The sequence below is a fragment of the Psychroflexus salinarum genome (assembly GCF_042677225.1).
GTDB lineage: Bacteria > Bacteroidota > Bacteroidia > Flavobacteriales > Flavobacteriaceae > Psychroflexus > Psychroflexus salinarum.
Genome location: NZ_JBHTIV010000013.1, coordinates 241,531 through 260,613, shown reverse-complemented (window position 1 = coordinate 260,613; position 19,083 = coordinate 241,531). Strand labels below are relative to the sequence as shown.

Sequence of the window (19,083 nt, the reverse complement as noted above, 5' to 3'; positions counted from 1 at the left end):
AATATAAATGGAAACGTTATGCAATGTAATTTATTTTGAAAAAAAAAATCAAAAAAAAACCAGATGAATTGCTCATCTGGTTTAAAACAAAATTTAAAAATCTATACACTAAAGGATTTTTGCGTCTTTCACTTTTTGTTTTAAAAGTGCTAGTTCTAAAACCTCATGCATATCGTTTACGTAATTTATAGTAAGTCCTTTAAGATATTCTTCTTTTATTTCATCAATATCTTTTCTGTTTTCTTCACAAAGAATAAGTTCTTTTATTTTAGCACGCTTAGCAGCAAGGATTTTCTCTTTGATCCCACCTACCGGAAGTACTTTACCTCTTAAGGTAATTTCTCCAGTCATTGCTAGATTCTTTTTCACTTTACGTTGTGTAAAAAGTGATACTAAAGAAGTTAACATCGTTATTCCTGCACTTGGACCGTCTTTTGGAGTCGCTCCTTCTGGAACGTGAACATGAACATTGTATTCTGTAAAAATATCTGGATTCAGATTGAACTTTTCTGCATTGGACTTGATGTATTCCATCGCAATAGTAGCAGACTCTTTCATCACTTTACCCAAATTCCCGGTAATGCTTAGATTACCTTTCCCTTTGGATAGAATAGATTCTATAAATAAGATCTCACCGCCAACACTCGTCCAAGCTAAGCCTGTAACTACACCTGCCACTTCATTATTTTCATAAGAATTTTTAGGTCTGAATGGGCCTAAAATTTTCTCAATCTGTTCATTGGTCACCTTCACGTTATAATCTTCTTCCATAGCAATGCTTTTTGCTATGTTTCTTACCACTTTAGCGATTTTCTTTTCTAGATTACGAACTCCAGATTCTCTTGTATAACCGTCAATTATTTTTTCAAATTGTTGTTTACCTATTTTGATGTCTTCTTTCTTGATACCATGCTCTCTTATTTGTTTTGGAAGTAAATGGCGTTTGGCTATTTCTATCTTCTCTTCAACAGTATATCCATTCACTTGTATAATCTCCATTCTATCCCTAAGCGCTGGATGAATAGAAGATAGATCATTGGAAGTGGCTACAAACATCACTTTTGACAAATCATAACCTACTTCCAGAAAGTTATCGTGGAAATCATTGTTTTGTTCTGGATCCAAAACTTCTAGCAAAGCTGAAGATGGATCGCCCTGGTGACTATTACCTAGTTTATCGATTTCATCCAAAACAAAAACTGGATTATTGGTGCCTGCTTTCTTCAAACTTTGAATTATTCTACCTGGCATCGCTCCTATATAGGTTTTTCTATGGCCACGTATTTCAGCTTCATCACGCAAACCTCCTAAAGAAACTCTAGCATATTTTCTACCCAAAGCTTCAGCAATAGACTTACCTAACGATGTTTTACCAACTCCTGGAGGGCCATAAAGACAAAGAATTGGAGATTTCATGTCTTTTCTCAGCTTAAGAACTGCCAGATATTCAATTATTCTTCTTTTAACGTCCTCTAAGCCATAGTGATCTCGGTCAAGAACTTTTTGAGCTCTTTTTAAATCAAAATTATCTTCACTTGTTTTATCCCAAGGTAAATCCAAAAATAAATCCAAATAATTACGCTGAATTGAGTATTCAGCAACTTGCGAATTCATTTTCTGCAATTTGGCCAATTCTTTTTTAAAATGAGACTTTACAGAATCGTTCCAAGTTTTGGATTTAGCACGCTCACGCATTTCTTCAATTTCACCTTCAGAAGAACCACCTCCTAATTCTTCTTGGATAGTTTTCATCTGCTGATGAAGAAAATATTCTCGCTGTTGCTGGCTCATGTCGCTTTGAACCTTAGATTGAATATCATTCTTAAGCTCTAATTTTTGAAACTCAACATTCATATATTTCAAAGTAGAAAGTGCTCTATCTTTAAGGTCGCTTGTTTCTAGAAGCTTTTGCTTATCTTCTACCTCCACACTCATATTGGAGGACACAAAATTGATTAAGAATGAAGAACTCTCAATGTTCTTGATTGCAAACGAAGCTTCCGAAGGAATATTAGGACTGTCCTTAATAATTCGAAGTGATAAATCCTTTACAGAATCTATAATAGTTTTGAATTCTTCATCATCTGGTAGAGGCTTTAACTCTTCAAATTCTTCAATTTTGCATCTTAGGTAAGGTTCACTACTTACAGGCTCAGTGATCTTGAAACGCTTTTTACCTTGAATAATGACAGTAGTGTTACCATCTGGCATTTTTAATACTCTTAAAATTCTCGCAACTACTCCAACTTTATGAATATCATCATAAGCAGGATGCTCCTCATCATCGTTCTTTTGAGCTACAACACCTATTGTTTTACTGCCATTATTAGCATCATTTATTAATTTGATGGATTTATCTCTACCTGCAGTAATCGGAATAACCACACCAGGAAATAGTACAGTGTTTTTCAAAGGAAGAATTGGTAAATCGTCTGGTAGTAATTCACGATTTATCTCTTCTTCATCTTCGGAAGTCATAAGAGGTATTAGCTCTGCATCTTCATCGATATTCTCTGTTGATAAATTATCTAGATTAAATAGTCCGGATTTTGCCATAATTATTTTTTTGTCAAAATGTCAGTAATTACTGACTCAACTTTTCATTTTTTATTAAATTTCTCGAAATATCCTGATTTACAATTGAAATCAAAATTCATTTTATATAGGTTCAATTCCTATGCCACGCTAAATTACTATTATTATGTCTTTTGTTTTTGTATTCTATTATAATTAGTCGAAATTTACCCTTTTGTTAAGCTATGAACACAAACGAACAATTCGATCTTATTATAAAGGACAGTAGAGAACTTTTTCTCAAGAAAACTAAAGATTATGGCACAGCCTGGAGAATCTTAAGACTCACTTCATTAACCGATCAAATCTTTATAAAGGCCAGTAGAATTAGAAGCCTGCAGGAAAATAAGACTCAAAAAGTCGAAGAAAACGAGGATTCTGAATTTATTGGAATTATCAATTACTCGATTATGGCTTTAATTCAAATTGAACTGGGCATTTCTGAAAAAGCTGATCTTAATGCTGAAGAAGCTCTAGTTCATTACAATCTTCAAGTTGAAAAAGCTAAAACCTTGATGATGGACAAGAATCATGACTATGGTGAAGTATGGAGAAAGATGAGAGTCAGTTCGCTCACCGACCTTATTCTACAAAAACTTCTTCGCATTAAACAAATTGAAGATAATGCGGGGCAAACCTTAGTGAGCGAAGGAATCGAAGCAGGTTATCTAGATATTATTAATTACTCAGTATTTGCATTAATTCATTTAAATTTCAAAAAAGAATGAACCTGGTATTATTAAAGGTCACATGTAAACATTAAAAATAAACATATGAAATATATCGTAGGCTTTTCAAGAATATTTGTTGGTGTTTTATTCATATTCAGCGGATTTGTAAAACTAAATGACCCGATTGGGTTTTCTTATAAACTTGAAGAATATTTTGGAGAAGGCGTTCTAAATCTGGAATTTCTGGCACCTTATGCTTTAGTATTAGCTATATTCATTGTGATTTATGAATTGCTTTTAGGTTTAACCCTACTTATTGGTTATGCCCCAAAATTTACCAGATGGAGTCTACTGCTCATGATTTTGTTTTTCACATTCCTTACATTTTACTCCGCTTATTTCAATAAAGTTACCGATTGTGGATGCTTTGGAGATGCCATTCCATTAACCCCTTGGCAATCATTTGGAAAAGATATCATACTCCTTATATTGATTTTAATATTATTTTTTAATGAAAAATATCTCAAACCCATTTTTTTTAAAGCATCTTTAAAATGGATCGTTTTTGCTTCGACAATTATTTGTTTATACTTTGCGTATCATGTATTGATGCATCTCCCTACTATAGATTTTAGAGCTTATAAAATTGGAACAAATATTCCAGAAGCTATGTCTTATCCAGAAGATGCTCAAGAAGCCGTGTATAAATATGAATGGACATTTGATGTCAATGGAAGTAAAGAAATTCATGTCACTAATGGAAGTTATCCAGATGTAGCTGGAGAATTTATTGGGGTTGAAACAAAATTGATAAATGAAGGTTACATGCCACCAATACATGACTTTTCTTTTATAAAAAACGGTGAAGATTATATTGAAGAATTAATGCAGGAAGATAAACTGCTTGTTGTCGTTGCTTATAATCTTTCCAAATCTGAACGCGAAGGTTGGTCTGAAATTAAGTCGGCACTTCAAAAAGCATCAAAACAAAATTTCAAAATCATTGGACTAACAGCGTCAGGTGAAGACGCTATTTCTAAATTCAAAGAAGATTTTAATCTTGATTTTGATTTCTACTTTGCTGATGAAACTGCGATTAAAACAATTATTAGAGCAAGTCCGGGATTGGTTGTTCTTAAAAATGGTACGATTACAAATAAGCTTCATTGGAATGATACAGATGAGTTTCAAAACTAATATCAATTGCTAAAAAAAGTCTTACAAAAAACTACTTATGCCCTCTTTACCGTTCTTGGTGTTGTTACTGTAATTTTTTTTCTATTTAATGTATTGCCAGGTGATCCAGCTCAAATGATGCTTGGACAAAACGAAACTCAGGAACAACTCAAGCGACAAAAAGAGAAATACGGATTCGATAAAAGCATTGGTCAGCAGTATTTGTATTATGTCAACGATTTGTTACCAATTTCTTGGCACAGTTCAGATCAAAGAGACTTTACATATTTCGAAGAAGATAAATACAATGGAAACCAAATTTTTCCTTTATTTGAAGGTGATATTTATTTAAAAACGCCTTACCTCAGAACTTCTTTTCAGCGGCAAGATCAAAAAGTGCTTGACATCATCAAACAAACTTTGCCAAACACAGCCATTCTGGCAGTTTCGTCTATTGTGATTGCTCTTATTATTGGAATTATATTGGGAATTATTTCAGCATTACAAAAAGACACTTGGATAGATAAAAGCATTCAGGTATTAAGCACTTTTGGCATGAGTCTGCCTTCTTTTTTCTCTGCTATATTAGCTGCTTGGCTTTTTGGGTATGTTCTTAAAGAATATACAGGACTAAATATGACAGGCAATCTCTATGAGTTAGATGATTTTGGAGAAGAGAAAATATTTCACTTTAAAAATTTAATTTTACCAGCATTTGTGTTAGGAATTCGACCATTAGCAGTAGTTGTTCAGCTCATGAGAAGCTCTTTATTGGAAGTATTTCAACAGGACTACATCAGAACAGCCAGAGCAAAAGGATTAAACTCCTATTCAGTCATTATAAATCATAGTTTAAAAAACGCTTTAAACCCTGTAGTCACTGCTATATCAGGCTGGTTCGCTTCTATGCTGGCAGGAGCGGTTTTTGTAGAATACATTTTTGGTTGGAATGGTATTGGAAAAGAAATTGTAGATGCATTAAATACCTTAGATTTACCAATTATCATGGGAGCCGTGTTAACGATTGCCATTATTTTTATCATTATTAATATCTTAGTTGATATTATTTATAAATTATTAGATCCAAGAATATAAACTAAAAAAAACTAAATTATGAGAACTCAAATTGTAGCTGGAAACTGGAAAATGAATTGTAGCTTGGATGAATCTCTTCATTTGCTTAACGAATTAAAATTAAAAGATTTTTCTAAATCTAATGCTGAAGTAATTATAGCTCCTCCTTATACCAACTTGTATCCTATTCATCAAAATTTAAAAAACTCTTCAATAAAAATTTCATCTCAAAACATCAATGAGAATGAAAGTGGCGCTTTTACAGGTGAAATTTCTCCAAAAATGCTTAAAAGTGTTGGTGTTGAGTACGTTATTATTGGTCATAGTGAGCGTAGAGCTATTTATAATGAATCTGATGCTTTACTAGCTAAAAAGGTAACTGCAGCCTTGAAGCACGATTTGAAAATCATGTTTTGTGTTGGTGAGGTTTTAGAACAAAGAAAAGCTGAAAAACATTTTGATGTTGTTAAAGAACAATTGGAAAAAGGACTTTTTCACATTAGTGCATCAGAGATGAAGAATGTAGTAATCGCTTACGAACCTGTTTGGGCTATCGGAACTGGCGAAACTGCTTCACCAGAGCAAGCTCAGGAAATTCATGAACACATTCGTAAAGTTTTAGCTGAAAAATACAATCAGGATATGGCTAACCAAACTTCTATCCTTTATGGAGGAAGTGTAAAGCCTAATAATGCAAAAGAAATATTTGCTAAAAAAGACGTTGACGGTGGACTCATCGGCGGTGCTTCTTTGGATGCAGATAGCTTTGCTGAAATTGTGATGTCTTTCTAGTATGACTTATATAGAGTATAAATTTACAATTCTACCACTTCAACCTGGCAGAGATATTCTACTGGCTGAATTGAGTGAATTGCCTTTTGAAAGTTTTGAAGATTTCGACAAAGGACTTCTAGCCTATATCGATGAATCGGAAGATAGTCAAACACTAATAGAAGATATACACATTTTAAATTCAGATGAATTTGAGATTTCTTATGTCAAATCAACAATTGAACAGGTCAACTGGAATGAAGAATGGGAGAAAAACTTTCACCCCATTTATATCGATGACAGATGCACTGTTCGAGCACCTTTTCATCCTAAAACGAATTCTGAAATCGACATCATCATAGAGCCGAAAATGTCATTTGGTACGGGTCATCATGCTACGACTTATCAAATTTCTGAAATGCTTTTAAATGAAGATTGCACAGGAAAGCGGGTTTTAGACATGGGTTGTGGTACTGGAGTCCTGGGAATTCTAGCCGATATTCGCGGAGCCAAATCTGTTGATTATATAGATATTGACACCTGGTGTGTAGAAAATACCGAAGAAAATCTAAACCGCAATTATTGTAAAGGGAAAGTTATCCTTGGTGGTGCTGAAAAAATAAAGACTGAATATGACTTAATTTTAGCTAACATCAATAGAAATATTTTATTGGAAGACATGACAACTTATGCTGCTCATCTTGGTTCTGGGGGTGTGATTTACTTCAGTGGGTTTTATAAAGAAGATCTAGAACTGATTCAAAAAGAAGCACTTCGTAATGAATTGACATTTGTTAAGAATCAAATAAAAGAAAATTGGGTAGCTGCCAAATTCACAAAAAATTAGAAGTTGCTTTTAGTTTTCTCTATATATTTGTAGTAAAATTGGATTATGGGTGTTAAGGAAGAAGTCTTAGAAGAAGTAGATGTAAAGGAAAAACTGACAGATTCTCACGAAATTATTGTTTATAACGATGAAGTCAACACTTTTGACCATGTCATTGAAACGTTGATTAAAACTTGTGATCACGATGCGTTACAAGCAGAGCAATGTACATTGCTCATTCATTATAAAGGTAAATGCTCTGTCAAATCTGGAGATTTTAACGATTTAAAACCAAGATGTACCGAAATCTTAAGAGCTGGTATCAGCGCTGAAATAGTATAAAAAAAGCTCCAAATTGGAGCTTTTTCTTTTTCATTTAGTTCTTTTATTAACTAGCCTACTATTTTAATAATTTCGGAAGTAATATAGTCGATTTGTTCTTTATCCAATTCGGTGTGCATAGGCAAAGAAATCACTTCATCAACCAACTGATTGGTCACTGTAAATTCTTTTTCATCATACCGTTCGTCCTTATAAGCCTTTTGAGAGTGCAAAGGAATTGGATAATAAATGCCGTGAGGAATATTGTTTTTCTTAAAATGCTCTGCTAACTCATCACGCTTACCATTTGTAATTTTGATAGTATATTGATGAAACACATGACAATCGCAGGTATCACAAATACCATTAGAATTATCACATTTTTTGTGAGTTTCAGTTTGTGGAGTTTCAATGTGTTCAGATTTGCTTAAGGCTTCAGTGTAATGTCTGGCTGCATTTTGTCTTCTTGAACTGTAATCATCTAAATGCTTAAGTTTGATGTCTAGAACAGCAGCTTGCACACTATCTAATCTGGAATTTACACCTACCACATCATGATGGTAACGCTCGTACATGCCATGATTCACAATTCCTCTTATAGTGTGAGCTAACTTATCATCATTAGTGAAAATAGCACCGCCGTCTCCATAAGCTCCTAAATTTTTAGAAGGGAAAAATGAAGTTGCTCCTACATGTCCAATCGTTCCAGCTTTTTGTTGAGAACCATCTTTAAAAGTGTAATTAGCTCCTATCGCTTGCGCATTATCTTCGATCACAAATAAATTATGCTTTTTAGCAATTTCCATGATTTCTTCCATCTGTGCTACATGTCCAAACAAATGAACAGGCACAATTGCCTTGGTTTTAGGTGTAATTGCCTCTTCTAGTTTTTTTAAATCTATGTTGAAGGTGTCTTTGTCTACATCTATAAGTACAGGTGTCAAATTGAGAAGTGCAATCACTTCCACTGTGGCAGCAAATGTAAAATCTACAGTAATGACTTCATCCCCGGGCTGCAGACCCAACCCCATCATAGAGATCTGTAAAGCATCTGTTCCGTTGGCGCAAGGAATAGCATGCTTTACGCCCATGTATTTTTCTAAATTCTCTTGGAATTTTTTTACTGCTGGCCCATTTATGTACGAAGTTGTATTCAGAACTTCAAAAATGGACTTATCGACATCATCTTTTATCTTCTCATATTGACCCTTCAGATCAACCATTTGTAATTTTCTCATAGTCTCTTTTTTTTCTCTTGCGAAAATAAGAATATTAAGTATCTAAAGAGACAATTCATCTAAAAGCTTATTTTTGAAAAAAATACAATTTGAAATCTTTATACCAGCTAATCATAAGTAGTTTCCAGGTTCTTTTGCCAGTATTGAAGTATGCGAGTCCTAAGATGAGATTATTTGTGGAAGGGAGAACGAATTGGATAACCCAATTGAAATCTCAAGTTTCTGAAAATGATAAAGTTATCTGGTTTCATGCCGCTTCTCTTGGCGAATATGAACAAGCAGTTCCTATAATTGAGACTTTAAAACAGACACATCCTGATCATAAAATTGCGGTGAGTTTCTTCTCACCTTCAGGTTATGAGGTAAAAAAGAAAGATCCTAAATTTGATATAATCACTTATTTACCACTGGATACTAAAAAAAATGCTCAGCAGTTTCTTGACATCTTATCCCCAGAAATTGCCTTTTTTGTTAAATATGAAATCTGGCCTAATCTGATGGATGTAATACAAGATCGACAACTCAAGACTTATCTTATCTCAGGTATATTTCGTCCAGAGCAGCTTTATTTTAAGCCAATGGGGAAATTTATGGCTGAGGCTTTAAGTAAGTTTGATCATCTTTTTGTTCAAAATGAAGACTCATTGAATTTATTGACGTCTCATGGTTTTAAGAGGGCTAGCATTTCCGGAGATACACGCTACGATCGTGTCATTTCACAGTTAGCCATGAAAAATCAGTTGGATTTTATGGATGACTTTACAGCTTCAGGAGAACTTACCATGGTATTTGGAAGTACATGGCCTGAAGACTTATCGATAGCTTTGGACGCTATTAATAAAGCTCCAACTCACATTAAGTTGGTTATCGCTCCACATCAAATCAACACTACACAAATTCAGAAATTGAAAAAAAACATCACCAAGAAAGTGATTTGTTATTCTGAAATAAAGGATCAAAACCTTCAAGATTGCGAGGTTCTTATTATTGATACAATTGGTTTGCTAACAAAAATCTATAGTTATGCCAATTTGGCTTATGTTGGCGGAGGAATGGGCTTGAGCGGCCTTCATAACATCTTGGAGCCAGCGGCCTTTGGAATACCAATTATAATAGGTAAAAATTATGACAAATTTCCCGAAGCAAAGATGTTGAGACGTTTGGGAGGATTGTTTAGCGTGAATTCTAAAGAAGGATTTGAAGAATTATTCAATAAACTAGCTTCAGATGCTTCTTTTAGAGAGAAAAGTGGACAAATTTGTGGACATTTTGTAAATTCTGAAGCTGGAGCAACCCAAAAGATTTTGACATCCATTGACTTCTGAATTTAACTCTACTTGAATTTATGATTTCGAAATAAGCTCAGTGTAAATCCTATAATAAATAGGATACTAAGCAAAGCTAAGGCTAGTGAGCTAACAATGAGTAGCTTTTGAACCGCCTCTAACACATCACTGGCATCACTAAATTTTCCAATCATCAAAAAGCCTAGCGTAATTAGAAATAGCAAAATACCCCAAATCCATTTATGGTGCGATGAAGGCTTTATTTTTGTAAGGTCTGAAAACATACTCAAGACATATATGGCTGAATCGACGGAGGTGATGAGAAATCCTATCAACAAAAAAATGGCTAAAATCACTGCATAAAAACCAAGCGGAAAGTGTTTCAGGAGTACAAATGTTGCTGTAAATACATCAGTAAAAGCGGTATTTGAAACAGCTTCAGAATTGATTAACTCTATAGCCGATGTCCCAAAACTTGTAAACCATAAAAATGAGCCTAAGCTAGGAACGATAAGCACTCCTAAAATAAGTTGTCTTATACTTCTTCCTTTAGAAATTCTAGCGATAAAAATTCCAGTAAATGGTGCCCAGGCTAGCCAAAACGCCCAGTAGTAATAAGTCCAGTCTGATAAAAACGCTTCACTAAAATTGAAGTCACCCATCGCTAAACTCAGTGGGATGAAATCCTGCACTAAATTCGAAGTAGCTCGTATCAAATAAGTAAAAATCAAGGAAACATCAGTGTTAAACATTACATAAGCCAACAATAGCAGCGTAAGAAAAATATTGATGTTGGATAAATGCCTTATGCCTTTACTTAAACCTTTTATAGAAGAAAAAAGAGCCAATGAAAAGATAAATACACACAGAACCACACTCAAAATAATACCAAAATTTGAATCTGAAACGAAATTAATTCCCCCTTCCACTTGTCGAATTCCTAGTGCCACAGCGCTTACGACTCCAAAAACTGTGGTCAGGATCACCAGTAAATCTATGAGCTGAGTAACTATGGGATTTGATAGTTTTGGAATTAAATGACTCAACTGAATATTTTTATTTTTGATAAAAAGCAAGTAAGCAATGAACAATGCAAAAAGTCCGTAAAAAGCCCATGCTGTGAATCCCCAGTGATAAAAAGTCATTTCTAAACCATGAATTTCCTTTGGTCTTAAAACTTCAACCCCAGGTTGTTGCATCATGAAAATAGGTTCTTGTACAGCTCTCAAAATAATTCCTGCACCCATTCCAGTGGAATACATCATGGCAAGCCATGACAAAGTTTTATACTCTGGTTTTCCAGAACCTAACCTTTTTTTTCCAAATGTAGAGAAAGCGATCACTAATAGATAAATACAAATGAATAACCCGAGTACCAAGTAAAACTTACCAAAAATGGAGATAACCCAAATTGATGACTTATTGATAACTTGAAAAGAAACTTCAGGAAGAACAACAAAACACAATCCAATAAGCCCTAAAATAAAGAGGGAGGCTGTGATTAACTGGTTTTTGTTACGGAAAAAATTCAAGAAAAATGATTAAACAGTTACTGCTTTATTAAGGTATCTCCTAAATGGTAGCATAACTTTATAAGTTTCGATGACTTTGTCTTTAAAATCTTCAGCCAAAACGTCCTTCCTTTCAAATGACTTCATAGCGGCAAAACTTTTTAATCTCAATAATTCAATGTGCTTATGATCTTGAGAAAAGCCTTTTGGTGATGTTTTCAATTTGTCTTCATCTTCCATCAATCCTCCAAAATGCTTTTGAAAAGTTTTTGAATTGATAATTTCTTTGAATTCATCACCATTGTAATCTATGGCTTCCCGAATACTTTTGAGCAATTCAGATTTGGGCTTGTAGAACCCTCCAGCCACAAAAATTTCTTGTATTCCTAAATGGATATAAAAATCCCCTGTTTTTGGGCGTTTATCCAATCCTGCACCAAAATGATCTTTGTAGGTGGGTTTGTTGGGATGGTAAAGCAAATTGTTATTGATGCGGTTGATAGCTTTTTTGCCCGAGGATGAATAATAATTTTCATCAATTTTAGAAAGCTTGAGATCCAGATCTTCCAACCATTCCACATAATCTGCTTTTACGGTTTCGTACTGATTTCTATGTTCATCCATCCACTCTTTACTATTGTTTTTATTGAGAGTTTCAAGAAAATCAAATAAACGTTCAAAATTCATTTAATTCGGTTTTATTGAGTTGAGTTGAGTTTTCAATTCTTCCATAGACTGCTCCAATTTTTTGAGCATACTATTTTCAGAATTCTCATTGATAGAGAAAGTCAGTTTACTGGTTACTTCCCAAATTTCCTGTACTTCAGAAGCTTCTACTTCATAAGGAGGGTAGTATGAATTAGTAGAAATCAATGAAATTTTATGCGAATTTGGATGCTTATGCAATTTTTTAACCATCACAGAATCTTGTAAAACGAACACATAAACCTTATGATTCAAAGCCTGCTGAAGACTTTCCACTGATTTTCCAAGCACCCAGTCTTCAGAATGAAAGTTGGGCTCCATACTATCGCCTTCCACTTGAAAACCTCTGTAAGAGGCATTTCTAAATTGCGGGATAGGCATTTCGAAAGCTGGTAACTGATGATACCATTCAGCATCACCGATGTTTTGTGGATAACCTGCAGCTGCTTTTTGGTTGACCAGCAACATATTTTCCCTTGAATTGGTTTCGTCGACAGAGATCACCTTTGGCATAGAATTGATGTGATGTACATCCAGTTTCTTCTGAAAGCTTTCGCTATACAGCCAAAGGGGATTGACTTCAAAAATCTTTAAAAGCATCATAACCACCTGACCAGAAAGCTTTGTTTTACCTCTTTCAATATCAGAAGTAGAGGTTTTGATATTTAAAATTTCAGCAAATTCAGATTGAGTGAAATTATTTTCTTCTCGAATTTGCTTAAAACGCTGAATTTCTAGTGGTAGTTCTGATTTCATAACCATTTAAACTTAATTAGGAATAATTCCATGAAATTAAGGAAAAAATCCTAATCAAATAAAATTTATGGCATTATTTATTTTAATAAATTTGATAACTAAGATAAGCTCTATGAAAATACATGTCATCAATGGTCCTAATTTAAATATATTAGGAAAAAGAGAACCTGAAATTTACGGAAAATCAACCTTTAAAGATTATTTTACTGAACTTCAATTTGAGTTTAAAGACGTTGAATTGTCTTACTTTCAATCCAATATTGAAGGCGAATTAATTTCAGAATTGCAGGAAGCAGATGATAATGTGGATGGTATTATACTGAACGCAGCTGCTTACACCCATACATCTGTTGCGATTGGAGACGCGATCAAGGCCATATCCACACCTGTGATTGAAGTACATATTTCCAATACTCACGCCAGGGAAGACTTTAGGAAAACATCTTACGTCTCCCCCAACGCATTTGGAATTATCATAGGCTTTGGGTTGAGAAGTTACGAACTGGCTATCAGAAGTTTTTTGGATTAAAATTTTTTAAGATGAATAGACTCAAGTTATTAGTATTTACATTTTTCTTTGCGGCTGTTGGTTTTGCTCAAGAAAAAAATGAAGTTGAAAAAAGAATAAAAAAGAGTGAAGTTCACGAAGATGCGGTAGATTGGCTGAAAGATGCCTATGAAAATAAACGGAAAACCAAATGGTATTTCCAAACCGATGGAGATGAGGAAGTTTATGAAGCCAAGTTGAAGCATAAAAAACATCTCCATAGTGTAGAGTTTAATCTTGAAGGTGAAGTTCAAAATGTGGAAGTCCTTATTAAGGAAAAGGAAATAGATAAGGAAGTGCACCAAAACATAATTAATTATTTAAAGAATAATTATAACAAGTATTCATTTTTAAAAATTCAAAAAAAGTATACAGGAGAAGGAGACGATCTTGAAGATATGATTGATGAAAATGAGTTTGAAGATATTACCATCAATTATGAAATTGAGTACTACGGAAAATCGGATTCTGATGATGAATTATGGGAAGGCATATTTGACGAAAACGGTATCTTCCTGAGTAAACGAGTCGTTAAAATAAAAGCCACCGATAATTTAGATTATTAATATGAAATATTTTTTTTTCATTGCATTTGCCTTTTCAACCATAATAGCTGAAGCTCAAAACAATCGATTTATTTTTGGATTCTTCCCTGAAGCCTCCTTAAAATATAATATTTCCGAAAAATACTCCATCACTCACAAAATTGAATCTCAACATGGGGTATTTGATTCTAACCGACTCAATGATGAGCTTGAATACGAACACAGCTTAACCGATTTACAAAGTTTTTTAGGCAGAAGACTCTCCCCATTTGTAAAAGTGGATATTGGCTATCAATACAGGTTGGAAGAAGGAGAAAACACACACAGATCTATCCAGCAAGTATCTATTTTACAGAGGGAATCCTATTTTAGAATAGGACATCGTATCAGAATTGATCAGACTTTTTTTAAAGAAGAACCTCTTTTATTTAGAGCACGCTATCGGTTAAAAGGACAAATTCCACTTCAAGGTCAGGAATTAGATCCAGGTGAAAATTATTTGGCGATTTCCAACGAACTCATCTATATGATTCAAAGCAGCGAAGATGATTTGGAAAACAGATTTGCAGTTGCTTACGGATTCTACTTTGATGATAAAAACAAGTTTGAAGTCGGTCTCGATTACAGAACTGATGATTATCTAGTCGAAGACAGATTTCGACACCGCTTGTGGTTTAAATTCGGATATTATAAATCACTTTAAAATAATTCATGAAAATACTACATACGGCAGACTGGCACATAGGTAAACGCTTGCATAAAACAGATTTATCTCAAGATTTTGACTTATTTGTGAACTGGTTATGTAATTATTTAAGGGAAAACCCTGTAGATGTACTTTTGATTTCTGGTGATGTTTTTGATTTTTCAAACCCCTCCAGCGAGTCAAGAAGTCAGTACTACAAGACGCTTATTAAACTAAAGAACTTCAATCTAAAAATCATCATAACTGGGGGAAATCACGACTCTCCTAGTGTTTTGGAAGCTCCAAAGGAAATTCTGAATCAGTTGGATATTCATGTCATCGGACAAATGCCAGACCAGTTTGAAGACTGTTTGATTCCTGTTTCTTCTGAAAATGAAATCGAACTGATTATTGCAGCCATTCCTTATCTAAGAAGCAGAAATTTACAGCGACAATTTGATGCTGAAAGTTACGAAAACAAGCAGGAAGCCGTCAAAGAAAGCATCGCTTTCCATTTTCAGGAAACCGCCAAACTTGCCAAAGAAAACTATCCGAATTTACCACTGATTGCTATGGGGCATTTATTTGCCACTGGTGCCAGCCTTTCAGAAAGCGAGAGAGATATTCAAATTGGGAATTTGGCTGGTCTGGAGGCTACGCATTTTGGGAATGATTACAATTATATCGCTTTAGGACATATTCATAAGCCTCAACGTTTACAGGCGGAGACTCCGATTTTTTATAGCGGCTCCCCTATTCCACTTTCGTTTAGTGAACGCAAAAATGATAAACGCATTTTAGTTCTGGATACTGAAGCGTCTTTTGAGCCAGAGAGCATTTCGATTCCAAAATTTAGAGATTTGATTTTGATAAAAGGAACTCTGGATGAAATCAAAGTAAAATTAGAAAACATCGAAAACAAGTATCCGTTAAAAACTTTAATTGAAATTGAACTGTATGAAGCTGAATTTTCTGCGACTAAAACTTATGAACTGGAACAAGTCATTGAAGCTTTCGACAAGCAAAATTGCGACATCGTAAAGCATAAAGTCACCTTTAAAAACATGACTGAAGTTGAGCGAGGCGTTTCTACAGTAGAAAGTCAGGTTTCAGATTTCACACCAAAAGAAGTGTTTCAAAAGAAGTTGGAAGGGATAGATGAAACTGAAAATACTAAGCTGGAACTCATGTCCGCTTTTGAAGAAATTCTAGACGAATTGAATAGACCTGAAGAATGAAAATAGAACGTTTGCATTTTAAAAATATCAATTCTCTTAAAGGAGAACACGAAATCAATTTTGATGCATCACCCTTAAATTCTGGTGGATTATTTGCGATTATCGGTCCAACAGGAAGCGGAAAAAGTACACTTTTGGATGCTATTTGTTTGGCACTTTATGCACGAACACCACGAATTTCCAGTGTTACTAAAAGTAAAATTGAACAGGACGGCAGCATCCTGACCAAATACCAAACCGAAGCTTTTGCGAAAGTAAAGTTCTCATGCAATTCGGGAAGCTTTGTGGCTACCTGGTCTATTTCGTCAAAGAAAAAAGGAGGATTAAGAGAATACGACATGGATCTATGGGATGCACAAATTGAAAAATCCTTTAGTGAAAAGAAATCTGAAAATAAAGATGAAATCGAGCGACTAATCGGTTTGTCCTACGATCAATTTGTGAAGTCTGTTTTATTGTCTCAGGGTGAATTTGCCACCCTACTAAAATCTAACGAAAAAGAGCGAAGTGAGCTTTTAGAAAAAATAACCAATACTTCTATTTACAGACAAATTGGAAGAAAAGTTTTTGAAAAATATAATGCACTAAAGTCTAAAATCTCTAGTCAGAAAACCTTGATGGAAGATTTAAGGCTGAAGCTTTTAAGCGAAGAAGACCTTCATCAAAAGCAGAAAAACAAAGTCGAGCTTGAAAAACTTGAGCAAGCACAACAGCTTAAGCTTTCTCGCTATGAAAAAAACTTTGACCAACTCAAAACCAAGGAAAAGCGAGACCTGGAACTCCAAGCTGAATCCAAAAAACTTGAGCAGTACCAACGTGAATTTGAGGATTTTCAAAGGAAAAATGTTGAGAAATTAAGCAAGCACTCTAAAACTTTAGCTTTTGAAGAAGAACTGCTGGAATACAATACCCTAGCAGAAAAAAAGGAAAGTCAGGTTGAAAAAATTGGAAGTTTAGAACAAGAGCAGGCTCAACTTCAGACTCAAATTAAAGATGTGATTAGTAAAGTTCAGGAACTGCTTAAGACTGAAATCGAAGAAAATGAAATTGAGAAAGGCTTAGATGAATTGCTTGCCACCTATCAAAACCTTGAGAGCCAAAAGCAAATAAAGCTCAGTGACTATAAGTCCAAACTCGAAATTCTGAACAGAGAACTGGAAGTTTTGGATTTGAAATTCAAAACACAAACGATACCTGATTTTAGAAGTGAACTTCAGGACAAATTGAAAGTTTCACAAGAGAAAGTTGAAGGTTTTGCCATTCAGCTTGAAGACGATACAAGTTTAGATGAGAGTATCAAGGCTAAAAATCAGTTGTTGAATCAAATCAAGGACGCTAAACATGAGAAAAAATCATTAACTGAATTAGAAGAAAGGTCTGCCAAGCTGAACGATCAAATCAAGTTGGATAAAGAAGCGCTGGCTAAATTTCCAAAACTGATTTCAGAAAAAGAAACAGCTTTCGAAATCCTTGAAAAAGAGGTAAGCCATCTGGAAACTGAAAAGGAAAATCAAAACCTAAAACTAGAGGTTGAAGACCTTAGAAAGCAACTCTTAGAAAACGAGCCTTGCCCGGTTTGTGGATCCAAAAGCCATCCTTATGCGGAACATAAACCAGCACTGGATTCTGAACTGGACAAAACGCTGAAAACTAAGAAAGATGAACTTCAGATGCTTTCCAAAGCTATTGAAACTCTAAAAGCACAGCAAAATCTTAAAACAGAACGAGTTGAAGAACAGGAAGCTGAGTCTGAAAGTTTAAAGCTTAATCTTGCCCAAAGAAAAGAGGCTTTCGCTAAACACTTTGAATTTGTTCTTTCTCAACTCCAAGGAAAAACACTTGCAGATATAGAACTTTCCACAAATCGAGAGATTGAAAACCTTGAAACAACCAAACAGCTTCAGGCAGAAATTCAGGCTTTAAAAAATGCTATAAGTGTGTTGGATGAACTTCATCAGATCAAGGAAGAGGGACGCCAGTTGAAGGCTGAAATGACGGCTTTGTATGCTGGAGAAAATTTGAATGATTTGGTTTCAGAATTGAAGAAAAACTGGATCACTTTAAATTCGAATTTATCCTCAACTAGGAAATCACTAAGCAACGAGAAAGAAAACTTAAGTCGTGTTGAAAGCAAACGGCTACAACTTCAGGCGAACTTAGAGCCTAAAATAAAAGCCAGTGCATTTTCAAGTATTTCTGAAGCCTATTCATCTCGCATGAAGTCGGCAGACTACCAGGCACTAAGCCAACAGCTTAATGAATTAAGCGAACGAATACAAATTCAGAAGGAAAAACTAAAGGGAATCAAAGCTCAGATTGAAGACTTAAAATTTGAATTTTTCACCAACAAAAATGAAGCTGAGCTGGCTATAGCAGACTTATCCAAAACTTTTGAAAACACGAAAAAAGACCTGGAGGAAGTCAAAAGGCAATTGAAGAATAACAGCGACTTGCTCTCGGAACTCAAAAGGATTGAAGAAAGTATTGCAGAGGAACAACAAGCCAACAGAAAATGGGAGATCTTGAATAAATTGATTGGTGATGCTACTGGAACTGAGTTTAATAAATTTGCTCAAGACCTGAGTTTGCAGCGCTTAATCTACCTGGGAAACAAGCGTTTAAAGCACCTGAATGACCGCTACGAGCTGGATCGCTACCTTCCAAATGAAGATAAAGATCAGCTTTATGTGATCGATCATCATATGGGTGGCATGCGCCGATCTGTAAAGACCTTGTCTGGAGGAGAAACCTTTTTGATGAGTTTGGCTTTGGCACTTGGACTGTCTGACTTAGCTTCCAGAAATGTAGAAATCAATAGTTTATTTATCGACGAAGGCTTTGGAACTCTAGATCCTGAAACCCTGGATGTAACTCTGGATACACTAGAAAAACTGCAAGCTGAAAGCAATAAAACCATTGGTATCATAAGCCATGTTAGTACATTGAAAGAGCGGATACAAACTCAGATTGTTCTAGACAGAAACGCTCAAGGATACAGTCAGTTGAAAGTTATTGGCTAAAGTTTAACGCTGAAAAAATTTAAACGAATTTGATAAATTTTGAAGCTCAATCATTAATGTATCGTCAATATAAGTCCATTAAAATTGATATATATTCACAAAAATTAAATAAAACTATATTTTATTGCGAATAATTCAT

The 19,083-nt window shown here is 34.6% G+C and carries 17 protein-coding genes; 12 read left to right on the top strand and 5 right to left on the bottom strand.

Annotation, left to right across the window (positions count from 1 at the left end):
* Window positions 1-108: 108 nt before the first annotated feature.
* The gene (lon, locus tag ACFQ0R_RS11730) at window positions 109-2,556 is read right to left on the bottom strand and encodes an endopeptidase La (protein ID WP_379658570.1); all 2,448 of its coding nucleotides are present in this window, start codon (window positions 2,554-2,556) and stop codon (window positions 109-111) included.
* A gap of 203 nt (window positions 2,557-2,759) precedes the next feature.
* Between lon and ACFQ0R_RS11725 the strand changes: the two genes are divergently transcribed.
* From ACFQ0R_RS11725 to ACFQ0R_RS11700, 6 genes are read left to right on the top strand one after another with little or no spacing between them, the layout of a single operon-like run.
* The gene (locus tag ACFQ0R_RS11725) at window positions 2,760-3,302 is read left to right on the top strand and encodes a DUF1599 domain-containing protein (RefSeq protein WP_379658569.1); all 543 of its coding nucleotides are present in this window, start codon (window positions 2,760-2,762) and stop codon (window positions 3,300-3,302) included.
* A 45-nt stretch (window positions 3,303-3,347) separates the two neighbouring features.
* Entirely contained in the window at window positions 3,348-4,442 is a 1,095-nt protein-coding gene (locus tag ACFQ0R_RS11720) for a BT_3928 family protein (RefSeq protein WP_379658568.1), read from the top strand.
* A 6-nt stretch (window positions 4,443-4,448) separates the two neighbouring features.
* Window positions 4,449-5,516: an ABC transporter permease gene (locus ACFQ0R_RS11715; protein ID WP_379658567.1), complete on the top strand. Its 1,068-nt coding sequence runs from the start codon at window positions 4,449-4,451 to the stop codon at window positions 5,514-5,516.
* Window positions 5,517-5,534: 18 nt separating this feature from the next.
* Complete coding sequence (gene tpiA, locus ACFQ0R_RS11710; RefSeq protein WP_379658566.1) at window positions 5,535-6,287, top strand: triose-phosphate isomerase; 753 nt, start codon at window positions 5,535-5,537, stop codon at window positions 6,285-6,287.
* Window position 6,288: 1 nt separating this feature from the next.
* Window positions 6,289-7,113 (top strand): 50S ribosomal protein L11 methyltransferase, encoded by an 825-nt coding sequence (gene prmA, locus ACFQ0R_RS11705; RefSeq protein WP_379658565.1) that lies wholly within the window; start codon window positions 6,289-6,291, stop codon window positions 7,111-7,113.
* 45 nt (window positions 7,114-7,158) lie between these two features.
* Window positions 7,159-7,434, top strand: coding sequence for an ATP-dependent Clp protease adaptor ClpS (locus ACFQ0R_RS11700; RefSeq protein WP_379658564.1), 276 nt, complete (start codon window positions 7,159-7,161; stop codon window positions 7,432-7,434).
* A gap of 50 nt (window positions 7,435-7,484) precedes the next feature.
* Here ACFQ0R_RS11700 and ACFQ0R_RS11695 read toward each other — a convergent pair whose 3' ends face one another.
* Window positions 7,485-8,651: a DegT/DnrJ/EryC1/StrS family aminotransferase gene (locus tag ACFQ0R_RS11695; protein ID WP_379658563.1), complete on the bottom strand. Its 1,167-nt coding sequence runs from the start codon at window positions 8,649-8,651 to the stop codon at window positions 7,485-7,487.
* Between the two features lie 89 nt (window positions 8,652-8,740).
* Here ACFQ0R_RS11695 and ACFQ0R_RS11690 point away from each other — a divergent pair, with 89 nt between their 5' ends.
* Window positions 8,741-9,976, top strand: coding sequence for a 3-deoxy-D-manno-octulosonic acid transferase (locus ACFQ0R_RS11690; RefSeq protein WP_379658562.1), 1,236 nt, complete (start codon window positions 8,741-8,743; stop codon window positions 9,974-9,976).
* 8 nt (window positions 9,977-9,984) lie between these two features.
* Here ACFQ0R_RS11690 and ACFQ0R_RS11685 read toward each other — a convergent pair whose 3' ends face one another.
* Genes ACFQ0R_RS11685 through ACFQ0R_RS11675 form a run of 3 tightly spaced genes read right to left on the bottom strand, consistent with a single transcriptional unit; the run spans window position 9,985 to window position 12,909 of the window.
* Entirely contained in the window at window positions 9,985-11,469 is a 1,485-nt protein-coding gene (locus tag ACFQ0R_RS11685) for a BCCT family transporter (protein ID WP_379658561.1), read from the bottom strand.
* A 9-nt stretch (window positions 11,470-11,478) separates the two neighbouring features.
* Window positions 11,479-12,135 carry a DUF2461 domain-containing protein gene (locus ACFQ0R_RS11680; RefSeq protein ID WP_379658560.1) on the bottom strand — a complete coding sequence of 219 codons (657 nt, stop codon included), beginning with the start codon at window positions 12,133-12,135 and terminating at the stop codon, window positions 11,479-11,481.
* Entirely contained in the window at window positions 12,136-12,909 is a 774-nt protein-coding gene (locus tag ACFQ0R_RS11675; RefSeq protein WP_379658559.1) for a LexA family transcriptional regulator, read from the bottom strand.
* A 112-nt stretch (window positions 12,910-13,021) separates the two neighbouring features.
* Between ACFQ0R_RS11675 and aroQ the strand changes: the two genes are divergently transcribed.
* The 5 genes from aroQ to ACFQ0R_RS11650 are packed head-to-tail and all read left to right on the top strand — an operon-like array spanning window position 13,022 to window position 18,944.
* Window positions 13,022-13,438, top strand: a complete 417-nt coding sequence (gene aroQ / locus ACFQ0R_RS11670) for a type II 3-dehydroquinate dehydratase (RefSeq protein WP_379658558.1) — start codon at window positions 13,022-13,024, stop codon at window positions 13,436-13,438.
* An 11-nt stretch (window positions 13,439-13,449) separates the two neighbouring features.
* Entirely contained in the window at window positions 13,450-14,022 is a 573-nt protein-coding gene (locus ACFQ0R_RS11665) for a hypothetical protein (RefSeq protein WP_379658557.1), read from the top strand.
* Between the two features lies 1 nt (window position 14,023).
* The gene (locus ACFQ0R_RS11660) at window positions 14,024-14,704 is read left to right on the top strand and encodes a DUF2490 domain-containing protein (RefSeq protein ID WP_379658556.1); all 681 of its coding nucleotides are present in this window, start codon (window positions 14,024-14,026) and stop codon (window positions 14,702-14,704) included.
* Window positions 14,705-14,712: 8 nt separating this feature from the next.
* Window positions 14,713-15,924 carry an exonuclease subunit SbcD gene (gene sbcD / locus ACFQ0R_RS11655; RefSeq protein WP_379658555.1) on the top strand — a complete coding sequence of 404 codons (1,212 nt, stop codon included), beginning with the start codon at window positions 14,713-14,715 and terminating at the stop codon, window positions 15,922-15,924.
* Window positions 15,921-18,944 carry an AAA family ATPase gene (locus ACFQ0R_RS11650; RefSeq protein ID WP_379658554.1) on the top strand — a complete coding sequence of 1,008 codons (3,024 nt, stop codon included), beginning with the start codon at window positions 15,921-15,923 and terminating at the stop codon, window positions 18,942-18,944. The genes sbcD and ACFQ0R_RS11650 overlap by 4 nt, the downstream gene beginning before the upstream one ends.
* The last annotated feature ends 139 nt before the right edge of the window (window positions 18,945-19,083 follow it).

Coding starts and splice junctions, on each gene's coding strand:
- lon (WP_379658570.1), bottom strand. CDS start 2,556: ATGGCAAAATCCGGACTATTTAATCTAGATAATTTATCAACAGAGAAT.
- ACFQ0R_RS11725 (WP_379658569.1), top strand. CDS start 2,760: ATGAACACAAACGAACAATTCGATCTTATTATAAAGGACAGTAGAGAA.
- ACFQ0R_RS11720 (WP_379658568.1), top strand. CDS start 3,348: ATGAAATATATCGTAGGCTTTTCAAGAATATTTGTTGGTGTTTTATTC.
- tpiA (WP_379658566.1), top strand. CDS start 5,535: ATGAGAACTCAAATTGTAGCTGGAAACTGGAAAATGAATTGTAGCTTG.
- prmA (WP_379658565.1), top strand. CDS start 6,289: ATGACTTATATAGAGTATAAATTTACAATTCTACCACTTCAACCTGGC.
- ACFQ0R_RS11700 (WP_379658564.1), top strand. CDS start 7,159: ATGGGTGTTAAGGAAGAAGTCTTAGAAGAAGTAGATGTAAAGGAAAAA.
- ACFQ0R_RS11695 (WP_379658563.1), bottom strand. CDS start 8,651: ATGAGAAAATTACAAATGGTTGATCTGAAGGGTCAATATGAGAAGATA.
- ACFQ0R_RS11680 (WP_379658560.1), bottom strand. CDS start 12,135: ATGAATTTTGAACGTTTATTTGATTTTCTTGAAACTCTCAATAAAAAC.
- ACFQ0R_RS11675 (WP_379658559.1), bottom strand. CDS start 12,909: ATGAAATCAGAACTACCACTAGAAATTCAGCGTTTTAAGCAAATTCGA.
- aroQ (WP_379658558.1), top strand. CDS start 13,022: ATGAAAATACATGTCATCAATGGTCCTAATTTAAATATATTAGGAAAA.
- ACFQ0R_RS11665 (WP_379658557.1), top strand. CDS start 13,450: ATGAATAGACTCAAGTTATTAGTATTTACATTTTTCTTTGCGGCTGTT.
- ACFQ0R_RS11660 (WP_379658556.1), top strand. CDS start 14,024: ATGAAATATTTTTTTTTCATTGCATTTGCCTTTTCAACCATAATAGCT.
- sbcD (WP_379658555.1), top strand. CDS start 14,713: ATGAAAATACTACATACGGCAGACTGGCACATAGGTAAACGCTTGCAT.
- ACFQ0R_RS11650 (WP_379658554.1), top strand. CDS start 15,921: ATGAAAATAGAACGTTTGCATTTTAAAAATATCAATTCTCTTAAAGGA.